The 24,345-nt window shown below is 64.1% G+C and carries 21 protein-coding genes; 18 read left to right on the top strand and 3 right to left on the bottom strand.

All coding sequences use genetic code 11. The features are described from left to right. Positions 1-194 precede the first annotated feature (194 nt). Genes tssA through AC04SF_RS00720 form a run of 18 tightly spaced genes read left to right on the top strand, consistent with a single transcriptional unit; the run spans position 195 to position 20,215 of the window. On the top strand, positions 195-1,367 hold the full coding sequence (gene tssA / locus AC04SF_RS00805; protein WP_488476085.1) for a type VI secretion system protein TssA: 1,173 nt from the start codon (positions 195-197) through the stop codon (positions 1,365-1,367). Positions 1,368-1,373: 6 nt separating this feature from the next. Then, entirely contained in the window at positions 1,374-1,913 is a 540-nt protein-coding gene (gene tssB / locus AC04SF_RS00800) for a type VI secretion system contractile sheath small subunit (protein ID WP_096455200.1), read from the top strand. Positions 1,914-1,916: 3 nt separating this feature from the next. Further along, positions 1,917-3,419: a type VI secretion system contractile sheath large subunit gene (gene tssC, locus AC04SF_RS00795; protein WP_095199081.1), complete on the top strand. Its 1,503-nt coding sequence runs from the start codon at positions 1,917-1,919 to the stop codon at positions 3,417-3,419. A gap of 54 nt (positions 3,420-3,473) precedes the next feature. Continuing rightward, a complete protein-coding gene (locus tag AC04SF_RS00790) occupies positions 3,474-3,923 on the top strand; it encodes an Hcp family type VI secretion system effector (protein WP_416361774.1) in 450 nt (149 codons plus the stop codon). After that, positions 3,910-4,665 carry a type VI secretion system baseplate subunit TssE gene (gene tssE, locus AC04SF_RS00785; RefSeq protein ID WP_488476084.1) on the top strand — a complete coding sequence of 252 codons (756 nt, stop codon included), beginning with the start codon at positions 3,910-3,912 and terminating at the stop codon, positions 4,663-4,665. The genes AC04SF_RS00790 and tssE overlap by 14 nt, the downstream gene beginning before the upstream one ends. A gap of 1 nt (position 4,666) precedes the next feature. Further along, entirely contained in the window at positions 4,667-6,541 is a 1,875-nt protein-coding gene (tssF, locus tag AC04SF_RS00780; protein WP_488476083.1) for a type VI secretion system baseplate subunit TssF, read from the top strand. Next, positions 6,505-7,590 (top strand): type VI secretion system baseplate subunit TssG, encoded by a 1,086-nt coding sequence (gene tssG / locus AC04SF_RS00775; RefSeq protein ID WP_488476082.1) that lies wholly within the window; start codon positions 6,505-6,507, stop codon positions 7,588-7,590. Before tssF ends, tssG begins: the two co-directional genes overlap by 37 nt. Beyond that, positions 7,587-9,053 carry a type VI secretion system-associated FHA domain protein TagH gene (gene tagH, locus AC04SF_RS00770; RefSeq protein ID WP_488476081.1) on the top strand — a complete coding sequence of 489 codons (1,467 nt, stop codon included), beginning with the start codon at positions 7,587-7,589 and terminating at the stop codon, positions 9,051-9,053. Before tssG ends, tagH begins: the two co-directional genes overlap by 4 nt. A gap of 3 nt (positions 9,054-9,056) precedes the next feature. Then, on the top strand, positions 9,057-9,509 hold the full coding sequence (gene tssJ, locus AC04SF_RS00765) for a type VI secretion system lipoprotein TssJ (RefSeq protein ID WP_488476080.1): 453 nt from the start codon (positions 9,057-9,059) through the stop codon (positions 9,507-9,509). Between the two features lie 39 nt (positions 9,510-9,548). Then, positions 9,549-10,883 (top strand): type VI secretion system baseplate subunit TssK, encoded by a 1,335-nt coding sequence (gene tssK, locus AC04SF_RS00760; RefSeq protein ID WP_096455186.1) that lies wholly within the window; start codon positions 9,549-9,551, stop codon positions 10,881-10,883. Positions 10,884-10,887: 4 nt separating this feature from the next. Then, the gene (gene icmH, locus AC04SF_RS00755; RefSeq protein WP_488476079.1) at positions 10,888-12,210 is read left to right on the top strand and encodes a type IVB secretion system protein IcmH/DotU; all 1,323 of its coding nucleotides are present in this window, start codon (positions 10,888-10,890) and stop codon (positions 12,208-12,210) included. A gap of 1 nt (position 12,211) precedes the next feature. Then, positions 12,212-15,748 carry a type VI secretion system membrane subunit TssM gene (tssM, locus tag AC04SF_RS00750; protein ID WP_488476078.1) on the top strand — a complete coding sequence of 1,179 codons (3,537 nt, stop codon included), beginning with the start codon at positions 12,212-12,214 and terminating at the stop codon, positions 15,746-15,748. Further along, complete coding sequence (gene tagF / locus AC04SF_RS00745) at positions 15,730-16,269, top strand: type VI secretion system-associated protein TagF (protein WP_488476077.1); 540 nt, start codon at positions 15,730-15,732, stop codon at positions 16,267-16,269. Before tssM ends, tagF begins: the two co-directional genes overlap by 19 nt. 31 nt (positions 16,270-16,300) lie before the next feature. Continuing rightward, positions 16,301-17,140, top strand: a complete 840-nt coding sequence (locus AC04SF_RS00740) for a DUF4150 domain-containing protein (protein WP_183456791.1) — start codon at positions 16,301-16,303, stop codon at positions 17,138-17,140. A 12-nt stretch (positions 17,141-17,152) separates the two neighbouring features. Continuing rightward, positions 17,153-17,590, top strand: coding sequence for a hypothetical protein (locus AC04SF_RS00735; protein ID WP_202351128.1), 438 nt, complete (start codon positions 17,153-17,155; stop codon positions 17,588-17,590). Between the two features lies 1 nt (position 17,591). Continuing rightward, entirely contained in the window at positions 17,592-18,083 is a 492-nt protein-coding gene (locus AC04SF_RS00730; protein WP_096455176.1) for a hypothetical protein, read from the top strand. 3 nt (positions 18,084-18,086) lie between these two features. Further along, complete coding sequence (locus tag AC04SF_RS00725) at positions 18,087-19,175, top strand: DUF2169 family type VI secretion system accessory protein (RefSeq protein WP_488476076.1); 1,089 nt, start codon at positions 18,087-18,089, stop codon at positions 19,173-19,175. A 47-nt stretch (positions 19,176-19,222) separates the two neighbouring features. Beyond that, on the top strand, positions 19,223-20,215 hold the full coding sequence (locus AC04SF_RS00720; protein ID WP_488476075.1) for a hypothetical protein: 993 nt from the start codon (positions 19,223-19,225) through the stop codon (positions 20,213-20,215). A gap of 3 nt (positions 20,216-20,218) precedes the next feature. Here the strand turns inward: AC04SF_RS00720 and AC04SF_RS00715 are convergent, their stop codons facing one another. From AC04SF_RS00715 to AC04SF_RS00705, 3 genes are read right to left on the bottom strand one after another with little or no spacing between them, the layout of a single operon-like run. Next, positions 20,219-21,382, bottom strand: a complete 1,164-nt coding sequence (locus tag AC04SF_RS00715) for a hypothetical protein (protein ID WP_488476074.1) — start codon at positions 21,380-21,382, stop codon at positions 20,219-20,221. A 10-nt stretch (positions 21,383-21,392) separates the two neighbouring features. Then, entirely contained in the window at positions 21,393-21,815 is a 423-nt protein-coding gene (locus AC04SF_RS00710; RefSeq protein WP_432421197.1) for a DUF6484 domain-containing protein, read from the bottom strand. Positions 21,816-21,825: 10 nt separating this feature from the next. Then, the gene (locus AC04SF_RS00705; RefSeq protein WP_488476073.1) at positions 21,826-24,150 is read right to left on the bottom strand and encodes a type VI secretion system Vgr family protein; all 2,325 of its coding nucleotides are present in this window, start codon (positions 24,148-24,150) and stop codon (positions 21,826-21,828) included. Positions 24,151-24,345 lie beyond the last annotated feature (195 nt).

Here is a 24,345-nt window from a genome sequence, read left to right as displayed (position 1 = left end):
GGCCACGACAGTGGGCGCCTCTGCGCGACGCGATTTGCGTGCGGCTAAGGTAACCAAGCCAAGGGTTTCGGCACTCTGGGCGCGGTTGCGTTTAGCCTCTGTTAATTTTTGAGCACTCGTTGAATTGTGGTAAAGTGCAACCGTGTGATAACGTCGCGTCACTTACGGTTTGAGGCCGGTCGCTGGGGGTTTGTGTGCTTAATGTCGCACTCTGGCTTAGTCCGCTCGACGGTGGAAATCCGTCAGGGGAGGATTTGCGCAACGACCCGGCTTTTCATGAGCTGGAGCGCCTGACCGAACCCGAGATCAAGGTCGTCCACGACGGCAACAACAAGCCCACTTCGCAAAGCACCATTCCGGTCGACTGGTCCGCGGTACTGGCAAAGGCGGCGGAATTGCGCGCGCATGGCCGCGACCTGCGGCTGCTCGTCATCGTCACGCGCGCGCTGGCCAATGAAGAAGGATTGGCCGGGCTCGCGCAGGGTCTGACCCTCATTGCGCAGACCTTCGACCAGCATTGGGAAACCATGCATCCGGCCCTGCGGCCCAACGCTGCGCCGCGCGATGCCGCCTTGCGCCGCATCAACGCGCTGCTCGATCTCCAGAACGGTCAGGACGGCCTGTTGGCGAACCTGCGGCAGATGATTTTCTTTGCGCCGCGCTCGATCGGACCGATCAGCGGACGTGACCTGGAACAAAGCGCGCTCGACGACCGTGTCATGCTCCAGGAAGCCGCCTCCGGCTTGAACACGGCGGAAAAGGCGGCACTGGTCAGCGCGCACGGACAATTGCTGAACCGGGTGCGTGCGGGATGCGCGGCGCAGGCGGATCAGGCCGGTGCCGCGATGGTCGCGCTCGTCGCCGACGCCCGGGCGGCGATCGCGGCCCTCGACGCGGTCGAAACTGCCCTCAACGCTCGCCTCGAGGGCGGCGGCGCTCCTGTTCCGGAATTAAAACGGTTTCTGCAGCGTTTGCTGACGACCCTCGAACGGAACGCGGCAGCCGGCGCCGTGGCGAATGGCATGGCCAAGCCGCCTACCCCGGCAGAACCGGCAACGCCTGCTCGAAACGGTCATGGAGCCGATACTATGGCAAGTGCGGCAAGCTACACGGAGACCAGCACCGGGCTTCCCGACCGGATCTCCTCGCGTGACGACGTGGTGAAATGCCTCGATCTGGTCGTGGCCTTCTATGACCGCACCGAACCGTCGAGCCCGATCCCACATCTGGCACGGCGCGTGCGCCGCATGGTGCACATGGATTTCGTTGAACTGATGGAAGATCTCGCCCCGTCGGGGCTGAAGGAATTCCGGCTCCTTGCCGGCGTTCCCGACGTCAAGAAGACGGCTCAGAAGGATGAAAGGTAACAGCACATGCCAGCCGAAAGCAAAGCGAAGGTCATCGAACGAAATCGCGCGCCGCGAGTGCAGATCGCCTACGATGTGGAAACTTACGGCAGCCCGACGACGATCGAATTGCCGTTCGTCATGGCCGTGATGGCCGACCTTTCCGGTGCTTCGCAGACAAAGGAAGCGTCGAAATCCGTGCTGGACCGAGCCTTCGTCGAGACCGACGCCAATCGCTTCCCCAAATTCATGGAGGCGCTCGGGCCCCGCGTCAAAGCCCGGGTGAAGAACACGCTGCCGCAAGCCGAAGGCCAGGAGCGCGACGAGGAACTGGCGCTCGATCTCACCTTCACCAAGATGGGCGATTTCGCCCCGGACAAGATCGCCGCGCAGGTGCCGCAACTGGCCGAGATCCTCAAGATGCGCCGCCAGCTCGAGGAACTGCTCGGCTTCATGGACGGGCGCGTCGACGCCGAAAAACGCATCGCACAGCTGCTGAACAACGAGCCGTTGCTTGGCAAGATCGCCAACCAGGCACTCGCCGACGACGACAAGGCAGGGGAGTAAACCATGGCCGAACAGCAAAAGACTGCCGCCGTCGCCGAGGCCGAAGCCATCGACCTTGGAGAATTCAGCGGACTCCTCGAGAAGGATTTCAAGGTCAAGAAGGACGACAGCGAGAAGCTGCAGCAACTCGTGCGCAATCTTGCGCTCGCGGCGCAATCGCGTTCCGAGACCACGACCATTTCGTCCAATGCGATCAAGTCGATCAAGTCGCTGATCGCGGGCATCGACAAGATGCTGACGGCACAGGTCAACGAGATCCTGCACGCGCCGGAAGTGCGCGAGATGGAAGGCACATGGCGCGGCCTCTGGTATCTCGTCAACAACACCGAGACGGATCAGAAGCTGAAGATCCGGGTGATGAACATCTCCAAGGAGCAGCTGGCCGATACGCTCGAAGACTATGAAGGCCAGATGTGGGACCAGAGCCCGATCTTCAAGAAAGTCTATACGGACGAGTATTCGATGCTTGGCGGCGAGCCGATCGGCTGCGTTATCGGCGCCTACGAATTCTCCAACCACCCGCGCGACGTCGGCCTGCTGCGCAACATCTCCGGCATCTGCGCCTCGGCGCACACGCCGTTTATTGCCGCCGCCTCGCCGCGCCTGTTCCGCATGGACAGCTGGCAGGAATTGCCGAACCCGCAAGACCTGCAGCAGATCGTCTCCAACCCGGCCTATGCCTCGTGGCAGTCGCTGCGCGAGAGCGAGGACGCCCGCTATATCGGCCTGACCATGCCGCGCGTCCTGGCCAGGCTGCCCTATGGCACCGACACCGTTCCGGTGAAGGGCTTCACCTTCGAGGAAGAGGTGCAGGGCGATCACAACAAATATGTCTGGATGAACGCCGCCTTCCCGATGGGCGTCAACATCAACCGCAGCCACAAGCTTTTCGGCTGGGGCACACAGATCCGCGGCGTCGAGAACGGCGGCACGGTGCTCAACCTGCCGGTGCACAGCTTCCCGACCGACGACGGCTCGATCGCGATGAAATGTCCGACCGAGGTCGCCATCGACGACCGGCGCGAGGCCGAACTGGCCAAGCTCGGCCTGATGCCGATCCTGCACCGCAAGAATACCGATCTGGCGGCCTTCATCGGCGCCCATTCGCTGCAGGACGACGAAACGCGCGCCGGCCGGCTGGTCGACCCCGATGCCCAGTCGAACGAAAGGCTGAGCGCCAACCTGCCCTATCTCTTCCCGGTCTCGCGGTTCGCGCACTACCTCAAGGCCATTGCGCGCGACAAGGTCGGCTCGTTCAAGGAGCGCTCCGACATGCAGATATGGCTGACCGAGTGGATCAACCGCTACGTGCTGGCCAACCCGGCGTTCGCCGACGACAAGGCGCGCGCCAAGCGCCCGCTTGCCGCGGCCGAAGTCCAGGTGGACAGCGTCGAAGGACGGCCGGGCTATTACAACGCCCGCTTCTATCTGCGCCCGCATTACCAGCTGGAAGGCATCAACGCCTCGCTGCGGCTGGTATCGGAGCTGCCGTCCGTGAAGACCTGATTTGCAGCAACCTGACCTTGTTTCGTTTGAAAGCGGTGGAGAGAGACAATGCCAATGAAGATCGATGGTTTTCTGAAGGTTCCGGATATCAAGGGCCCAAGCACCCGCGACGGCCACTCGGACGAAATCGAAATCCATGGCGTCGACTACAAGATGGTCGCACCCTATGACCCGAATTCGCTCTCACGCCGTGGGCGTGTGTCGATGGGCATGATCAAGTTCATCAAGCACTACGACAAATCCTCGCCCTATCTGAAAAAGGCACTGTTCGAGAACAAGGCCCTGGATGAAGTGGTGTTCTCGGCGCGGCGGACCATCGATGGCGAGACCAAGGATTACCTGGTCGTCACGCTCACCGACGCTTCGATCATGGAATACGACATGTCGCAGGCCGAGGACGAGGAAGACCTGATCCAGGAAGAGGTCAGCTTCGCCTACAAGAAGATCAAGTTCGTCTATGACGGCAATGATGAAGCCGAAATGGATGTCTATGTCGGCAAGTGAGGTCCGGCGGCCCGGCGCGGGCAAGCAGCAAATCGCGGGCAGCCTGCGGGCAAAAAGCGAGGCTGTCCAACCGTCGCTGTGGGATCGCCTCGTCAATGACCTGCCGGGCCTGACCTCGGAGATAGACGGGCTGCGCCATGTCCTGCTGGACGAGCTTGGCGCGGACCGTCTCGACACGCTCGTCGCCGGCAGTGCGCGGACCATCGACGCCGATGCGGAGCTGACGCCGGACCAGAAACGGCGCCTGCATCGCCTGGCCTTCCAGACCCAGCACCGCGCCGAGATCGAAAGCCGTAGCGTGGTGGTTTCGGCGCGCGTGCTCAGAGAAGCGGTGCGGCGCGATATCGAGGCTCTGTTCAACACGGAGCGCTTCGAGGCCACGCCGCTGCTGTCCGACCTAGAGAATGAGCAGATCGCGGACAATCCGCTGTCGCTCGCCGATTTTCCGGAGGTCCGTCGAAGCGTGGTCAATTACGGCGTGCCGTCCTTCTCGGGCCGGTCGTCCCGCGACTTTGACCGCGACGTGCTGGCGCGCGAAATCCGCTCGGTGCTCGCCACCTTCGAGCCCCGCCTCAAGGAAAGCGCGACGACAGTTACCGTCACCCTAGGCGACAAGACCGTGGGGCTGAAGATCGAGATCGATGCCGTGCTGATCATGACGCCCACACCGGAACGCATGCGCCTGCGCACCACGATCAATCTCGACAACGGCTTGGCGCGGACCGAAATTAGGGACGCCTGAGATGGATCGGGTCTTCGTCGAATATTACGAAGAGGAACTAACCCACATCCGCGGCCTTGCGGCGGAATTCGCCGACATGCATCCGGCGGTGGCGCGCAACCTTTCCCTCGATACGGTGCCCTGCCCGGACCCCTATGTCGAACGGCTGCTGGACGGCGTCGCCTTCCTCGCCGCTCGCACCCGGCTGAAAGTCGACGCCGAGCGCTCGCGATTTTCGCGCAGCGTGCTTGAAGTCCTCTATCCGGATCTGGTCACGCCGGCGCCCGCGACGGCAATGGCCGTGCTGAAACCCGGCCAGCAGGTGCAGACCATGCCCGCCGGCCACCTCGTCAAGCGCAACACGCGGCTGGTCTCCAGCCTTCAGCCCGGCCTGTCGACGCGCTGCACTTTCTCCACCGCGCAGGACATGACCCTGTGGCCGATAGCAATCAGTTCGGTCAGCTATTTTCAGGATCGCAGCGCGCTGGCCGCCGCCGGCATCGGACCGGTCGGCGGCACCGGCGGAGAGGCGGCGCTGCGTCTCGCGCTGACGCGGACCGGAAAAGGCAAGCTCGACGAATTGGCGCTCGACCGGCTTGACCTCCATTTTGCCGGACGCACCAAGGCGCCGCTTCTGTTCGACGCGATCTTCGGTACCTGCGTTGCCGTTGGCGCTCGACCGGAAGGCAAGACCAACCGGCTGTCGCCGCTGCCGGCACCCGAAATGGTCGGCATCAGCGACGACGAGGCCCTGATGCCGCGCACTCGCCCGACATTCGAAGGGTACCGCCTGCTGCGCGAATACTTCATCATGCCGGAGCGCTTTCACTATGTGCGGGTCCTGGGGCTGCAGCCGGTGGTGCGCAAATGCGAGGGCGGACTGGAGATCATCTTCCTGTTCCGCCGCCCGGTGCCCGAACTCGCCGACCTGACGCCGGCGGATTTCGAAATTTTCGCGACGCCGATCATCAATCTGTTCGAGCGTGAGTGCAACGTCGTCGAGCTCGATCAGCGCAAGACGCGGCAGGTGCTGCACGCCGACCGCACGCGGGCACGCGACTTCGAGATCTATCGTGTCCTGCGCGTCGAGGATGCCGACAGTGAAGGCAGCGACGCCGAGATACCGGAGCTGTTCAGCCTCGGGCAGAACCGTGGCAGCGGCTGGGTCTATTCGACGGAACGGCGCCCAAGGCGGGCAACGGAGGATGAGCGGCGCGACGGCCTGACCCGCACGTCATACACCGGGGACGACGTTTTCCTGGCGGTATCGCGGCCGCTCGCAAGTCCCGCGAACCGGCCGTTGAAGCGTCTCGACATCATGGCGCTTTGCACCAACCGCGATCTGCCGATCCTCGACGACAATCCGACCTTGACGCTCGAGGCCGGCGACCCGGTCGAATCCGTCCGGCTGCTCGGGGCGTTGCGCCCGCCGCAGCCGGCCATCCCCGCGGCGCTGCCCGCCGGGGCCGATGGCGAATCCCGGGCCGACGATCTCGCCTGGCGAATGGTGGCGCAGCTGGCACTCAATTTCTTGAGCCTCGCCAAGGAGGGCCGCGGCGTCGACCCGCTGCATGCACTGCTCGATCTCTACGCCGACCGCGGCGATCCAAGCCTTGCCCGCAACGTTCATTCGATCGTGCGCATCGACTCGCGCTCGGTGATCGAACGGCTGCAGATCGACGGGCCGATGTGCTTCGGGCGCGGCACGGAAGTGACGCTGCATGTCGATCAGTCGGTGCTGGCGGGGCAAAGCACCTTGCTGCTTTCGGCCTTGCTGGCGCGACTGTTTGCCCGTCATGCCGGAATAAATGGCTTCGTGCGAACCCGCACGCGGCTGCTGCAGAAGCAGGAGGATGTGCCATGGCCGATGACGCCCGGCAATCGCTACCTGATCTAGACAGGACACCTGATCTGGACAAGATCGGCCCGGACCGGGCCGAAGCTCTGTCCGAAGCGTTCGACTTTTTCGAACTGCTGCGCCGTCTCGAACAACGGGGCGGCCTGTTCGGCCATTCCGGACGCCCCGACCGCGAGCCGGCAAGGCTCGGCCAGCATGTGCGGCTGGCCTTTTCCGCGCGCGACCTGGTGCAATTCCGCGAGGCCAGCGAAAAGGCACCGGCGCGGGTCACGGTTGCAAATCTCGGCCTGTTGGGACCCGAAGGCCCAATGCCGCTGCATCTGACGCGCTGGGTGCTCGACCGCCTGTCGCAGCGCTGGTTCGCCGGCGCCGACGCACAGCAGACCAGCGACACGACATTCGTGGACTTCGTCAACATCCTTCAGCACCGCATGATCGCCCTCTACTACCGGGCCTGGGCGGATGCGCATCCGGCGGTCCAGGTCGAACGCGCGGTCGGCGGCCGCGTCCGCGCCATGCTCGAAGCGATGGCGGGGATCGGACTTCCCGGCACCCAAAATCCCGATCTCGACACCGTCAAGCTCCGTCAGGCGGCGTCGCTCGCCAGTCAGGTCGACGGCCCGGAACGGCTAACGCTGTTCCTGGCGGAAGCGTTCAGAGTGCCGGTCCAAATCAAGGAGTTCATCGCCACCTGGATAACCATACCGGCCGGGCTGCAGACCCGCCTGGCAAAAGCCTATGCGGGGCTGGGCAAAGGGGCGACGATCGGCTCGCGCGTCTTCAGCCGCCAAAGCAGGATCGAGCTGCGCGTCGGCCCTCTCGGCCTCGAGGAGTTCAAGGCATTCCTGCCGGGAGGCTCTCGCCTCAAACTGTTCAAGCAGGCCGTCCGCGACATGGTCGGGGAGTCGCTCGACGTCGATTTGCGCATCGTGCTGGCGCGTGAAGCGGTGCCGCCGCCCCGCCTCGGAACGGTCCAGCTCGGCCGGACCGTCTGGCTTGCGCGGCCCGCCGAAAGGGGCGATGCTGACGATCTGCGGCTGCGGACAATTGTCGGATGGCGGCCGGAAATGGCGGGGGTCGCGGCATGAGCCTGCTGCTGACGCTGGAGCAAGGGCCACGCACCCAGGCGGTACGGCAGACCCGGCTGGACGAGGGCGAACTGGTGATCGGCCGCAGCGCCGACGCGGGCTGGCAGATCAACGATCCCGACATGTTCGTTTCCCGCGCCCATTGCAAGATCACGGGCGGGCGAGACGGATATTTCGTCACCGACACGTCGAGCAGCGGGCTGTTCATAGACGACTCCGACAGCCCGCTCGGTGCCGGCAAGTCGACGCGCCTTCGCTCCGGCATGCGGCTGAGACTTGGCGACTACGTCGTCCATGTCGACCTGCAGACGCCAACCGCCCAGGCACAAGCGGCCAGCCATCCGGTTCCGGAACGCCTGCCGCCGGCATCGCGGGCGCCGATAAGCATCGGCCGTGACGACTTCTTTTCTGCCAAGGTCGAGGAAGAACCGCGACGGCCGCGTCCGGCCGATCTGCCAAACCCGTTCGAGCAGCCGGTTGCGGGCGCGTTCGAGCGTGCCGCCTCCAGCCAGCGCAGCTCGCCTGCTTTCGATGACCCGTTCAGCCTCGATCCGGTTTCGACGCCTGTGTCGAAGGACGCCGCCCCCTACCGCGAACCGGGCGGCGCGGCGAGCCTGACGGACCCATTCAGCCTCGACCCCTTGCCGTCCCTCGGCCACGGCGCCCAGCTCGCTCCGGGAAAGCCGTCCGATTTCAATGATGATTTTGGTTTCGGACCCGCCGCCACAGCCGGTTCGACAAACGGTGTCGGCCAGGCCGGACAGCGTGAGCGCGGCGCCCAACGACCCGCCAATCCCTGGGATCTGCCTGTGCAGGCAGCCGACGCCCCTCCTCCAGTCCGCACAGGTGCCGCTGCCACGCCAGCCCGCCCGCCGGTAGCAGCGGTGCCGGGAGACATGGCGCTTCGCGCCGCATTCCTGCGCGGTATGGGCGTCGAGGAAGCCGATTTTCCCGGGCGCGACAGCATCGCGGAAATGGAGAAGTTCGGGCGCGAATACCGGCTGATGATGGAAGGCCTGATGCAGCTTCTGCGCAAGCGGGCCGAGGAGAAGGGAAACGCGCGCGTCGCCCAGACCATGGTCGGGGCTTCCGAAGTCAATCCGCTCAAGTTTCTGCCGACGGTCGACGACGCCATCGTCACGCTTCTTGCCGAGCGCAGCCCCGGATTTCTCGCCGGCGAAGCGGCTATCGCCGACGCGGTTCGCGATCTCGCGCAACACCACGTGCGCGCCTGGCGCGGCGTGCAGGCCGCTTTGCGCCGGATGGTCGACCGTTTTGACCCGGCCGCGATCGAGGAAGAGCTGAAATCGAATTCGGCGATCGGCACCCTGCTTTCGGGCGGGCGCGGCGCCAAGCTGTGGGAGCTCTACCAGAAACGCCATCGTGAAATCGCCGAGAGTGCCGAGAAGAGCTTTCTTGGCGAAATCGGCGCCGATTTTCGGGACGCATATGAGGAGGAGTGAAACATGATCGACCGACGCGAATTCATCGTTGCCCTGGGCGCGACCGGGCTGCTTGCGGCATGCCAGAGCGGTCCGCCGAAACCCTCGGTGATCACCGTCAACGTGACCGGCGGCGCCGGCATGAACCCGGGACCGGGCGGCGGTGACCGGCCGGTGACGGTTCTCGTCATGCGGCTGCGCAGCACCGGAAAATTCAATTCCGCCGATTACTTCGCGCTGCAAGGCGATGCCGGTTCCGCGCTGGGCGGTGATCTCATCGGATCCGACCAGATCGCCGTCGGGCCGGGAAAGTCCGCGTCGAAAACCATCACCGTCGAGCCGGACGCGACGGCACTGGGCTTCGTTGCCCTGATCCGCGAGCCTACCGGCAAGAACTGGCGGACGACCAAGTCGGTGTCGGCGGGATCGAAATTCACGATCAATGTGACGATTGGCAGCGGTGGCATTTCCGCCTAGCGGCCAAAGCAAAGGGAGCTCGATGCAGAGAGTAGTGGCATGAGCGATGCAAACAGGGTGCTGTGGTCCGAAGGCCTTTTCCTGCGGACCCAGCATTTCCAACAGCAGGATCGCTTCTTCGAAGCGACGGTGCGCGGCGCGTTGCAGGCCGGGCAACTGCACACGTTCGGCTTTCAACAGCTGACGCTGGACCAGGCATTGCTGGAGGCCGGCCAGATCTCGATCCTGTCGGCACGGGGCATCTTCCCCGACGGGACGCCTTTCTCCATCCCCGACATGATGGATGCGCCGCGACCCTTGCCGGTCACCCCGGACACGGGCGCCGGACCGGTGCTGGTCGCGTTGCCGCTCGAGCCGCCCGGTGGGGTCGGCTTCGATCCGGCGCACGCCGCCGCCTCGGGAGCACGCTATCATGGGCGGATCGTCTCCGTGCGTGACGCCGTCCAGGGCGGTTCAGATCCCGAAGAAATCGAAATCGCCCGTCCGCAGGCGTTGCTGCTTGCGCCCGGCAGGTCGGTCGGCGGCTACACGGCCTTGCCGATCGCCGACCTCAAGGGGATTCGAGCCGATGGCGGCGTCTCGCTGGACGAGGCCTTCCTGCCGCCGACACTGGTGACCGGCGCGGTGGCCTGGTATCGGCAATTGCTTCAGGAAGTCGTCACCGGCCTCGACCAGATCGCCGAGGCGCATGGCAAGATGGTGATGGGCGGACCGGGACGCAGCGTCGAAGACCTGCTGATGCTCCATCTCGCCAATGCGGCGCGGCCGCGGCTGGCCCACATGCTGGCGCAGGATGTATTCCATCCGGCCGAGCTTTACCTGGAACTTGCCGGGCTCGCCGGTTCGATGGCGACCTACGGATCGAGCGCGCGGCGGCTGGGCGAGTTGCCCGCTTACGATCACATGGCCCCTGGCCCCGCCTATATGGCGCTGGCGGACGCACTGCGCTCGCTCATCCTCAGCCTGCGCTACATCGAGCCGAAATCGCGTGCGCTGCCGGTCATGCGGCATTCGACCAATGTCTGGAAAATCCGCATCGACAATCCGAAGCTGCTGGTGGCCAGCCGCATCGTCATCCGGGTCGGTTCGGAGCTGTCGGAAGACGCGCTGCGCAAGATCTTCGTCAACCAGGCGACCGTCGGTTCGGCCGACCAGTTCGAGGGCCTGTGGAAATCGCGTCTGCCCGGCATCCCGCTGAAACCGCTTCATTCCCAGCCGCGCGAGATCCCTTACGACGGCGATCGGCTGTGCCTCGAACTCGACCAGAAAAGCGAACACTGGGCGTCGCTGCTCGATGCCCCCGGCTTCGTCATCGGCGTTTCGGGCGTGTTGCCGAGCGAGCCGCAGGTGGACTGCTACTCGGTGAACAGGTGAGATGATGAGCCGCGATGATCCGTTCGGACTGTCGGAGGATCGCGAACGCACCCGCATACGATTGACCGGCGCGCCGGCACCGCGGCCGATGGCGCCGCTCTTGCCGGGCGCGGCGGTAAAGCGCGCTCGCACGCATCCGAACGGGCTCGTCAACGCATTCGCACCCCTGCTCGAATTCGCGCCCGAGCTTGAAAGCGCGCTGGCGCCGGAGAACCCGGAAGCGCTGCGCACCCGATTGCTCGAAGAACTGGTTCGGGCACGCGACACGGCTATGGCGGCGGGGTCCTCGCTGGAGCGGGCCGATCAGGCGGCATGGGTGGTGGCGGCGTTGCTCGACGATCTCGCCTTGAACACGCCCTGGGGCGGAGCCAGCGCCTGGCCGCGGCAGCCGCTTGTGGTGATGCTGCGCGGCGATGTCGATGCCGGCACGCAGTTCTTCACGCGCCTCGACGAGTTGGAACGCCATCCCAACCGCGACCGCGAATTGCTGGAACTGCAGTATGATTGCATGGCGCTCGGCTTCCGCGGCAAATATCGCGTGCCCGGGCGCTCGGGCGACCGATCGCTCAACGCCGTTCGCGTGGCGGCGGCCCGCTTCCTGCGCGATGCCGACGCCGAGGGCGCGCCACTGTCGCCAAATTGGAAAGGCGTGATCGCCTCCGACGAGCCGCAGCGCTTCATCGTACCGATCTGGGTCATGGCACTCGGTGCGGCGGTCATCGCCACCGCCATCCATGTCGGGCTGTCGATGGGGTTGAGCAGCCAGGCGGTCGAGCTTTCAGCCCTTGTTCGTGCCTTGCCGCCACCTGAACGCGGCGACATCAGCCGCACCTCGCCCAAGGTCGACGCCCCGCCGCCGGAGAAAGTGGATTTTGCGCTGTTGCCGGAATTCCAGTCCGGGGCGCCGGCTGGCCTCAAATCCGCGCTCAGCGGCACCGAGAGCGTGTCGCTGGCCAAGCTGGTCATCCAGGCCTCCAACCCGGAACTGTTCCAGTCGTCGCGGCCACAACTGACCGACGGCTTCGAGCCGCTGATCGCTTCGATCGCCAAGGTGATCCTTGCCAATCAGGAGTTGATCGGGAACATCACGGTGATCGGGCATACGGACGGCGTTCCCCTGCAAAAGACCAATCCGCTGTCGACCAACCAGAGGCTGTCGGAGGCGCGCGCCCAGACGATCGCCGACATGCTGGTCCAGAACGGCGTGCCGCAGGACCGCGTTCATTCCGAGGGCCGCGCGGCTACCGATCCAGTGGCCAGCGACAGCACGCGCGAGGGGCGAGCCTTGAACCGGCGCGTCGAGGTGCTCGTCGAAAAGAGGCTGTGAGATGTTCATCCTGCGTTTCCTCTGGGCGGTCCTGACATCGCGCTGGCTGTGGACGCTGATCGGCATCACACTGCTTTCCCTGGTCATCTGGGTGTTCGGTCCGATCGTCAGGGTCGGTCCCTACGAACCATTCGCCTCCGAAAATGTGCGCATCGTCATCATCGCGCTGCTGGTCATTTTGTGGCTGATCTGGCTGATCGTCGCCCAGCGCCGGGCGATCCGCGCCAATCGCCTGTTCGTCGCCGAGATCGCCGCACCCGTGGCGGAAAAGCCGCTTAGCCCTGGCGAAGAGAACGTCGCCGCCGTGGGCGCCAAATTCGCCGAGGTGATGGCCGAACTGAAACGCCGCAAGCTCGGCGGACGCAAGTTCCTGCGCGAAATGCCTTGGTACGTGATCGTCGGGCCGCCGGCCACCGGCAAGACCACGGCCTTGCGGCAGTCCGGACTGAATTTTCCGATCGACCTCACCGACGATCTGCAAGGGGTTGGCGGCACGCGCAACTGCGACTGGTTCTTTTCCGAGAACGCGGTTCTGATCGACACCGCCGGACGCTATGTCCAGCAGGAGAGCCAGCCCGATGTCGACGCGGCGGAATGGCTGGGCTTCCTCGACCTTCTGAAGAAGCATCGCGGCCGCCGCGCGCTCAACGGCGTGATCGTCGCGCTGTCGATCGACGTGCTTTCGGAGGGTGACGAAGCGATCAAGGCGCATGGCCGCAAGATCCGCCGGCGGCTGGCCGAGCTCAACGACCGGCTCGAGATCCGCCTTCCGGTCTATCTGATGCTGACCAAGGCCGACCTGATCAAGGGTTTCGAGGCGTTCTTCGGCGGCCTGTCGACCGCCTCGCGCGAGCAGGTCTGGGGAACGACCTTCGCGCTGGATGCGCGTGTCGACGCCAAGACTATCGAACGCGAAATTTCGACGCTGGCGACGGAACTGGAGCGGCGGCTGGTGCCGCGCCTGGAGGACGAGGACAAGCTCGCCGCCCGCGCCGAGATCTTCAGGTTCCCTGCCCAGCTGTCCAGCCTGTCCGAACCGATCCAGGTTCTGGTCGAGGCGATGTTCGGCGAAAGCCGCTATGAGGAGGCCGCCTGGCTGCGCGGCCTCTATCTGACATCGGCGACGCAGGAAGGGGCGCCGATTGACCGGTTGACCGCGGCGCTGTCGTCGTCCTTCGGCCTGCCGCCACGGCGGGCCTTGCCTGCGCCAAGGGTCGAGAAACGCAGCTTCTTCCTGAAGAACCTGCTCACCGAGGTCATCTTCCGGGAAGCAGGCCTCGGCACGTTCGACCCGCTGGCGCAGCGCCGCCGCGCCTGGATCTGGCGCGGCGCCGCGGCCGCGTGTGCTGCGGCGGCCTTGCTGGCCGGCGGGTTGTTCACCTGGTCCTATTTCGACAACCGCAACGCGATCACGGCCCAGGCAAGCCAGTTCGAAGCGCTGCAAACGCCGCTGACCTCCGTTGCCGCAAACCCGGCATCGGTGCAGCAGCCCGCCATCGACAGCGCGCTCGAGGCGATGGACACGGTCGCGAACGCTCGTACAGCACCGCCGGGCGCCCCCCAGGACCTCCTGGGGCCATCGGCCTCGGCCGAACTGGTGCGGGCCCAGACCGACACTTACGACCACGCCCTGCGCAATGTTCTCGAGCCGCGCATGGTGGCGCTGCTCGAGGCGACCATGTGGCGGCAGATCCGCGATCCGGATTTCATGCTCGGCGCGCTCAAGACCTATCGCATGATGACCGGCCTGTCGCAGATGGACCCCGATTTCGCCCAGAACTGGTGGGTCAACAGCCTGCCGGAATTCGCGGCCGCGGCACCGTTTCCGACCGCCGATGCTGAAGAGCATCAGCTTGCCGCCATCCGCCGCATGGCGGTCGACGAAAGCTACGTCGCGCCCGACCAGGCGCTGGTCGCCGAAGCGCTGAAAACGGTGTGCACGATCTCGTTGCCGGCGCGAGCCTACAAGCAGTTGCTGGCCGATCCGGAGGTGGCCGGGCTCAAGGAATGGATCCCGGCCAATTTCGCCGGCCCCAATGGCGGCAAGGTGTTTGCGCGGCGTTCCGACAAGACACTCCGCGTCGGCATTGCCGGAGCCTTCACCTATGCCGGCTTCCACGACGCCATTCTCGACCGCATCGACGATGTCGCCGCCCAGGCGGCGCTCGACCGCGCGGTTTTCGCCGGCGGCTGCTCGGAGAATTCCGAGACCTCGGTCTCGGCGCTGTCCGAGGATATTCTGAAGCTCTACTATGACGACTACATCGCGCAATGGGACAGCTTCCTGCGCGACATGCGGCTTGCGCCATTGACCGATCTCAATGTCGCCAGCGAAAACCTGAAGGATCTCTCGAGTGCAGATTCAGCCCTGAAGCGGCTGTTGACGGCGATCGTCCAGGAGACCGAACTGACGCGTTCCGACGAGGCGCCCGCCGACGACAAGGCGGCAGCCAAGGGCGCTTCGAAACTGCTCGGCAAGTTGGGAAAACTCGGCAAGCTGGCGACGAGCGGTGCGAAACTGCTGCCCCGCGCCGGGTCAGCCACAGAGGTGGACCTGACCGGCAGTCTGGTGGCCGCGCATTTCAAACCGCTGAAGAGCACCATTGCCGAGGTCGACGGCCAGCCGCCGGCGCTCGATGCCGCCGTCGTCGCGCTGACCGCGCTGTCGAATGTGCTGCAGACGGTCACCGCCAATCCCAATCCGCAGGATGCCATCAAGAAGCAGGGCGGCCTTGCCGAGTTGACCGGCGCGGTCGCCAGGCAAGCACAGATCCTGCCCGACCCTATCAACGCCTGGCTCGGAGGCATTGCCGGTGACACCAGCAATTTGACACAGAAGGCGGTCACTTCGGAACTCAACGCCATCTGGCGGGCGGACATACTGCCGTTCTGCCAGGCCGCGCTGAACGACCGCTATCCATTCAGCGCCGACAGCGCGGTGGACGTCAATGTGCGTGACTTCGCCCGCCTGTTCGGACCGGCAGGGCTGATCGACGGTTTCATCAACGACCACCTGATCAACTATGTCGACACCACCAGCCAGCCGTGGAAATGGCGCGCCGATTTCGGCCTCGATCCTTCGGCGCTGGCGGCGTTCGAGCAGGCCAGGCATATCCGCGACGATCTCTTTCCCGGGGGCACTGGACCGGTGATGAGCTTCACGCTCGAACCGAAGGACCTGTCTCCCAACGTCACGCGCGTCACGCTCAATCTCGATGGCCAGACGCTGGTCTACTACAACAACGCGACGCGGCCGCAGCCGATGACCTGGCCCGGCAAGGACGGCACCGGGGTCATTTCGCTCGCCTTCCAGCCCATCGACGGCTCGCCCGAAATCATGCTCAACGAAACCGGCAGCTGGGCCTGGTTGAGGATGCTGCGCAGCGGCCGTTTCGCCGGCACGTCGCTGTCCGATGTCTACAGCCTGCGCCTGGGCACGAAAGGCATGTATGCCGATTTCGAACTCAAGGCGGCCAGTGTCGAGAACCCCTACAATCTGGAGATGTTCAAGAAATTCTCATGTCCGCCGCAGATATGAACACTGGATTCTTCGGCAAGATCCCGGCGACCGGAGATTTCGTCGCCGCCAACCTGCCGCGGATTTTCATCGACCGCTGGGACCGCTGGATGTCGATGGAATTGCTGGCGCGGCCCGACGAAGGTGAGTTGGACTCGCGCGCATGGCGCTTCATCATCCAGGCCGGCATTTTCGGCGACCAGCCCTGCGCCGGCGTGTGGCGGATGAGCGAGGATCGCGTCGGCCGGCGCTATCCATTCGCCATCGTGCGGTTGGGCCCACCGCCGGAGCCCCTCGATCCGTGGTTCGACGCGGTCGTGGCGCTGATCCAGAGTTGTGTCGGCGACTATTGGCCGCAAACAAGACTGGCCGAGCAACTGCAGGAATTACCTCCTCCTGGCTCGGCTGGTGATACGCAACGAATTGCGTTCTGGAGTGATGATTGGCAGGTCAAGGAGTTCAGTTTCGCCGACATCCAGGATCTCGCTGCCAACGCCTTGCCGGCGATGCGTGCGGCACCGGCCGAAACGGTGGAATTCTAAGCCGATGGGATGCACCGTATTCGCCGAGAAGATGGGATGGTTCCACAAGGGCAGTGACGGCAAGGGCATCGCGCCGGGTGACGTTTGTTTGACACCACCGCCGCCGCCGGCAGGCCCCCTGCCCGTGCCCTATGTCAACATGCTGTTCGCCAGCGATCTGACAAAAGGCAGCAAGAGCGTCAAGGCCGACGGCAATCCAACGTGCCTGGAGGACGTTTCGGAGATCGCGACAAGCACCGGCAATGAGCCAGGCACGCAAGGCGGTGGGGTCATAACGCACAAGACCAAGGGCAAGGGCAACTTCACGCTCTGGTCTTTCACGGTGAAAGTCGAAGGCAAGGGCGTCTGCCGCCATGGCGATCCGCTACTCCAGAATGAAGCCAGCAGACCGCCGAACTGCACCGCACCCGGCGCGCTTGTGATCCTGAAAGCGGCGCTTGGCAGCGATTATCGCAAGAGCAAGTGCAAGACGCCCTACGACAGCGACAAGCACCGCCCGAGCATCAAACAACCCCAGAAGGACGAGGTTTACGGCAAGCAGTGCTGGGAGTGCGCAAAACAGATCCGTGCGGGAAAGCGGGCCAAGACACCAGGCGGCAAATGGATGCGCGAGGAGGACTACGGCAAGGCCGATTCCGGTGGGAAAAAACGCTACAAAAACCGTGATCGAAAGAAGATGACACCGGATCATCAGCCGCCTCTGAACCGTGCATGGGAACTCGGCGGCTGCCATCTCAAACCGTCGCCCGACGCGTTCAAGGAACTCATGAGCAAGCCTGAGATGGTGAGGCCGCATTGTCGCGCGCACTCCAACACACAAGGCACAAAGGTCTCCAAGATTGGCGCCAGCATCAGAGCCGGGCGCTCCTAGAAGGGAATGGAGATGGATAAACGCTACAAGGAGATTCAGGCGCGATACCTCGCTGAAATGCGTACGATCCTGCCAGCGGTCATGGCCTGGTGGAAGGCCCACGCTGTTCGTGATCCGTCCGAGCTTGTCGGTTCGGTTCCACAGAATGATTTCGAAGCCCGGTGGCCGGCCGGACCGACTGCTCACCCTCGGGTTCTCCATGTCTTTCGCAAGTACTTCCTCGAGATCGATACTCTGAACCTCGATAACGAAAGCCGCGAGCCCCCCAGCGGCGGCGAGACAAAGGAAAGCGACTGGGGGACGGATGGAGAGACCGAGGAGGTAGATTTCCAGCTTCCGATCGACCTGCTGGTCGATGATCTGCCCAACGTCGCACCCGATGTCTATGAACTGGTCAGGGGCCTTGTTTTCGTACCCATCGGTCAATCTCCCGACGAGGAGTTCTGCTGAGATGGCCTTCAAGATCGTGCACAATGTCGAGAAAGCCGTGCGCCAATTGCTGGGTGCGCCAACCGATCTCTATGGAGAAATTCCCGATCAAGGCCGGGAAAGACCGCTCGCCGATGCAACCGACGCGCACAAGCGCCTCTATGCCCAATACGTCGCGGACTTTGCGACGACATACGAGATTGGCGATGCGTGGTGGCAAGATTGCGTCGAAGCCTTTGTCCTGGACGGCTATAAAAAATCGGAAGCGATTGATCTGGCCTATGACAAGCGACTTGCCGGCCCCGCCTCCGCGTCCGAGGTTGTCTGGTTCTTTCGCACATACTGGCTGTCGTTCGACGAACTGAACCGAACGCTTCCGCCAGGCGACCGCGTTCCACCACAAGTCGCCATGCTGGGCTGGCTGGTGGAAGAAGGCCTCAAGGACTATGTGCGCCTGCTCACTTGCATGCCGTACTGGCCGATCGGACTCGACGAGAACGGCAACTGGAGCTGAGCCATGGCCTTTGACGTCTGGCTCGAAAACCGCACACCTTTTGCTGCCGCGACCCATGTGCAGTTGAATGCGGACGGCCAGGAAGTGCTTGTGGCCATGCTCTCGGCCAGCTTCGAGTCGCCGGAGTCAAACGGCGCATTGCGACCGGCCGCCGAGCACTTGCCGGTCACGTTCGGTGACGTTCCGTTCGGCGACCCGAGCCTGTCCTCCAACCGATACGAGGCAGACATCGCCCCGGTGAAGCCCGCCGCGGAAGTGATCGTCAACGCAACGGCCCATGCACCGAACGGCAAACCGGTGCGCGAGATGCAAGTGGGCCTGAGCATAGGCAATGTACGCAAAGTGCTGAATGTCGCCGGCGACCGTATCTACGATGCCGGCAGCTACAGCGCGCCGCATCCTTTCAGAACGATGCCGATCGTCTACGAGCGCGCCTATGGCGGCACGACGCAGGATGGGAGAGCCGAACCACGCAATCCGGTCGGCGTCGGGTTCCATCATGCCGCTTCGGCGGATCCTGCCGTCAGGACACAGGCGCCGAACATCACTTATCCGGGCGAACCGGTGTTGAGCCCTGCCGACCGGCCAAGGCCGGCAGGATTTGCGGCACTGGGCCGTGGCTGGCAGCCGCGGCTCGGCTTTGCGGGCACCTATGATCAGAACTGGGTCGACACGCAGTGGCCGTTGCCGCCAAAGGATTTCGATCCGCGACACCACCTTTGCGCGCCGGCGGATCAGCAGTTGCCGCGGCTTGCCGGTGGTGAGGACGTGTCACTCGTCGGCCTCACACCGACGGGACGCTGGAGCTTCCGACTGCCGCGGATCACGGCACCGGTGAGGTTGATTTATGACGACAGGGTCGTGGTGCACGCCTTTGCGCCGGACACTGTGATCATCGAGCCGGACCTTTGGCGCGTAACGCTGAAGGCACGCCTGTCCTTCGTGACGCGCCGCAACGCCCCGGCTTTGCGTGAGATTGTTTTCGGCCATGTCACGCCGGCGCTGCTTTTGGCACGACGTAAGCGCAAAGAGTATCTTTCACCCCTCGGCGGCGACGGTACGCTGCGTGATCAGCCGGTCTGGCAGCCATGAAGCGGCCGCTCTATGTCTCAGGCGCCGGTGCGGTCACCGCGGCAGGGTTGAACGCGCGGCAGACCATTGCAGCAATTCGCGCGAGCCTCTCCGCCTTCGAGGAGACAGTGCTAGCCGACCCGCTTGGCGCCACTCAGATCGTCGCACGCATTCCCTCCCACCGGCGCTTGCGTCCAAGCAATGGCGTCTGGCTGGTCAACATGGCCGCAAGAGCCATCGGCGAAGCATTGCAAAGCGGCAAGATCGCATCCGAGGGGACCGCTATTTTGCTGACCCCCCCCGAAAGCTTTCGCAATCACCCGGCCTATGGCGACATTGCCCCGCCGGCCTTCTTGACGGCGGTGATGTCGGCGACCGGACATAAATTCCACCCGGCATCACGGGCAACCGACGGCGGCGCGGCCGCAAGCATTGGCCTGCTCGAACGCGCATTGGAAATGATGGAGCAGCAAGGCGTCGAGCAGATTCTGCTCGGTGGGGTCGACAGTCTCGTCAACGACACGGATTTCGCTCGACTGGGGCAGGCTGGGCGTCTCAAAGGCGAAGACAACGCACAAGGCCTTGTTCCGGGCGAGGCGGCGGCCTTCGTCCGGCTGACGCGCAGCCCGGAAGGAAATGCGCCCGTCCATGCCGCCATCCACGGCGTGGGCCTGGCCCAAGAAACAGATAGCGTTCTTTCCGATCGCTACAGTCAGGGTCGTGCCTTGCTCGGCGCCTTGCGCGATGCCGTGACCGGATCTGGCCCATCAGAGCCCGACATCGATTTTGTCATCAGCAACAGCAATGGCGAGCGCTACAGCGGTTGGGAGCAGTTGATCACGCGGCCACGCTTCTACCGCACGCGCCGCGAGACGCTGCCCACCGCTTTCCCCGCCATGACCATCGGCGACATTGGCGCTGCCGGTGGGGCGCTGGCGCTGATGCTGGCTGCCGACAGTTTCCTCAATGACTACGCGCCCGGAAAGACCGCCGTCTGCGAACTCGCCTCGGAGAACGGCCTGCGCGCCGCGGCGGTGATGGCCCGGATGACCCGGCGCTGAAACTCACATCCAGGCTGGAAAGCGGCGGGTGACGCGCCAATCGGCAAGCGGCGTGTCAGCTGTGGCCAGTGCCGCGCGCAACGCGTTGAGCCGCAACAGGCGCATCGACCGGAAAGGTCGATGATCGCGCCCACCCCGCCCCCCGTCCCACCATGCCTCGACCTTGTCGGCCACCGGCAGCGCGGCGTCGTCCAGATGGGCGAATTCCTTGCCGAGCAAAGCCGGGTCGACGACAAAAAGGTCAGTGTCGCCGAAATCAACCTCGAACAGGTCGCGAAATGCCGCACCGGCGGCAACGACAAGTTCCGGCTCGCGCATTTTTTCGATCAGCCAGGGCATCACCGCGCGATCGCCAAACAGGCCTACCGACGCTGTCGCCACGCCGCGAAGCGCGGGCTGCTCCAGGTGCTTCTGCAGCCAGCCCTTGCCGGCCTTCGGCGCACTCGTCAGCAGGCGGATCTCGATCGCCGCCGCCGCAAGCCCCGGTTCCGTCAGCACGATCTTGTCGATGACGGGATGGGCGGACCGCGTTTCGCCAAGCAGGCAAGCGGCCAAGGCCGCCGTCAAGCGTTCCTTCGGCGTCTCTCCGTCAAGGCCGGCCAGCACAGACGGAAGGACGTCGCGGCGCTTGATCGCGCCGGCGAGCCTGACAGCGCGGCTGCGTACCCTTGCGTCGGAATGGTTCGCCAGGTCGGGAAGACGCGGTCCCGGATCCACGCGATGGTGCCAGAGCGCCGATAGGCCGAGGCAGCGCTGCAGTGCATCCCGGGTGTCCAGCCATTTGCCCACCAGCGGCCGCAGGTTTTCACGCGGCGTGCGCGCGATCGCGGCGGAAAGGCTCGACAAACCATGCTCGCCCAGCGTCGCGGCACTGTTGAGAGCGACTTCAATCAGATCGGCATCACCCCAACGCAATGCCAGTGCGGCAATCACGAAAAGCTCACCCGGTTCGGCATAGTCCGCGAACCTGGCCTGGGCAGCTTCCCAGCCGGCTTTGCCGGCAGCCATGAGCCCTTCGAGATTGGCTTCGAGACGCTGGTCGATGCGGCCGATGTCCGTCTCATCGAGGATAGGGCCATCGATCTCCCGGCGACGGCGAAGCCAGAGGAAAGCCGCATCTTCGGCGTGCTGATCCACGATGGCGGCGATCGTCGCGACGCGATGCATCGGCAATGCCTCAGTTGAGATGCACGGCCCCGCCGCGAATACGGTTGGTCCCACTCGCCTGGCTGGTCAACTGGGTACCGCGAATGGTCACGCGGCCGTCCTTCTCCAGGATGATCGACGCCAAACCGCAGCGCAGTTCTATGCGTTCTTCGCCGCTGATGACGATACGATCGCCTTCGCGCACAACCGACAGTTTCCTCTCCTTGTGCGCCGGATCGACGATGCGCCCGACGACCAGCGGTCGCGTCGGATCACCCTCCTCAAACAGGAGCGCCAGTTCCGAACCGATCGCCGAAACGTCCAGTTCGGTCAGGCTGCGTGCCGCAATCGCCGTCTCGCGCGGATTGCCGACGAAGACCACCAGCGGCGCTCCGCCTTCAAAACCGATGAGCAGGCCGATTACGACGCCGTCGATGCGATCCAGCACTTTCATGATGACGCCCTCAATTGTTGTTGATCGTGCTTCCCTTGACGATCACGTCGCCGTCGGCCTTGACGGTGATCTTGCCGCTGCCCTTGAGTGTAATGTCCTTCCCGTCAGCGACAATAGTGCCGTCCTTCTTCATCGTGATCGTCGCATCGCCGCATTTGAGCGTGATGGAGTCGCCAGCTTCGATCACCAGATTCTTGCCAACATTGATCGAACTGTCTTCGGCAATCTGGATGCCGCTGCCCTTGCCGACCTTGAGAGCATGCGCGCCACCGACGTCGGTGGCGTCATCGGCGCCGATCTTGGCCGTTCGTGCCTTGCCTATCTGAGACGACTGTGCCCCGCCGACAGCGAAACTCTGATCGGCGCCGACATTGACGCTTTGCGCCGCCGCGATGTTCCAGCTGTCCGCGGCCCCGATGTCGTGGCTTTGCGCTGACCCTACGGTGACCGACCGCGTCGCGCCGATGGTGTTTGTCTGCGGCCCGCCAACGCTTCGTGTCTCGGACGCGCCGACCGTGTCGATGCGGGCAGCGCCCACGGTGACGGTCTGGACAATCCCCACCGTCTGCGAGTGATTGGCGTCGATATTCTCCGTCGAGTTCGACACGACGTGGATCGTCTCATTCGCCCCCACCGTCAGCGACCGGTTCTTGCCCACCGTCTCGGTGTCGTTCGAGCCGATATTCGTGGTCTGGTCGACACCGACCTTGACCGTCTTGTTGTTGCCGACGTCCTCGTCGAGGTTGTGGCCGACGGAATGCTTGGCGTCGTGGTCGATGCGGTCGGACTGGTCGTGCTGGACGAGCTTGGTGCGATCATGCTTGATCAGAAGGTTGTGGTCCTTCTGCGCCTGGAAATTGACCAGTTCGGAGCCGGCCTTGTCCTCGAACATCAGTTCGTTGTAACCGCCGCCGCCTTTCGAGGAGTTGGACTTCCAGCCCGATTGTGTCGCGTTGCCCGGCAAGCCGTAGGGCGGCATCTGCGAGGCGTTGTAGACCCTGCCGGTGATGATCGGCAGGTCGGGGTCGCCTTCGAGGAAGTCGACGATCACCTCCTGGCCGATGCGCGGTATCTGGATGAAGCCCCAGCCGCTGCCGGCCCAGGTCTGCGAGACACGCACGAAGCAGGAACTGTTTTCATTCTTCTTGCCCAGGCGGTCCCAGTGGAACTGCACCTTCACCCGTGCATATTTGTCGGTGAATATCTCCTCGCCCGAAGGGCCGACCACCGTCGCCGTCTGCGGCCCGCGCATGATCGGCCGCGCCGTGATGCGCGGCGGGCGATAGGGCAAGGCAGTCGGCGCGACACCCAGCACGATCTTGTAATTCTCGCTGTGGGCCTCGTTCTGGGTTCTGTAGCCCGGATCGAACAGCCTGTATTCGGCGCTGATCACCAGATATTCCTGGTTCTGGTCATCGCGCGGAAAGCTTTCCAGCTTGAATGTGCAGCCGGAATGGAGGCCGCGCACGGTTCCGACCGCGGTATTGCGCTGGTGCACGGCCTGGAGTTCCTCGCGCCGGATACCGGCCAGGGTGTCGCCGCGCCCGACATCGAGATGCGCCCCAGGCTGGCGATAATTCTCGCCGGAGGCTTCCTTGTGGCTGAACGGCTGGGCGGACTTCGCCATCAGGTCGGCGCCAGGCTTCTTGAAATCATAGTCGGTATGGGCATAGGCGCCCGGCCGCACCGAACTGCCCGGAATCCATTCGGTGATGTATTCGACGTCGCGCCGCGAACCCTGTCCCTCGAAATTGTAAAGAATCTTCTCGTAGCCGGGCGCCGGCTTCAGCTTGCTCATCGCATCGCACAGAACGAGCGTGTGCTTGCCCTCGTCATGCTCGAAGAAATAGAAGATGCCTTCGTGCTCGAGCAGGCGCTGCACGAAATCCAGATCGCTCTCGTCGTACTGCACGCAGTATTCGCGCGAGGGGTACGACCCTTGCAGCCGCTTCTCGAATTTCGCCGTACCGTATTTCGAGAAGATCTTTTCGACGATCTCGACGGCGGTCATGTTCTGAAAGATCCGGCAATCGGTGGTGTTGCCGAGAAACCAGAGCCACGGCCTGACGACCGCTTCGTAGTAGGCCAGCCGGTCCTCGATGCGGGTCAGACGAAACTCGGACACCAGGCCGCTGAACCAGCGTTTCGGATCGGATTCGCCTTCGACTGAAACCACGCCGCCCAGCATCTTCAGCGGATCGATACCCGCGTTCGGGCCGACGAACCCGACCGTATAGGCAAAGCAACGGCTGATCTCGTCGCGCCCGACAAGATGCGTGAAGGTCAGCTCGGCGCCAGCCGGCGTCTGCACAACCGTGGCACGTTCGTTCGGCATGGGTCGTGCCCCTCCTGGACGCGGCCGCCGGCGCGGTGGATTGAAGTTCCCGCCTTCTCATCAGGAACTTTTCAGGACCCGCCGCACCGGGCCATGTTGAGCCTACCACATGTTGTCCCGGCGACCAAAGAGGACGCATGGCGGCGGAAACCTCGATGCATCGGTTCGAAACGCCGCTGTCCTGTTGGATGTGCA

The sequence above is a fragment of the Mesorhizobium sp. CNPSo 4671 genome (assembly GCF_057784245.1).
Note: the sequence above shows the minus strand (reverse complement) of the source record. Positions and strands in the feature narration are given on the sequence as shown.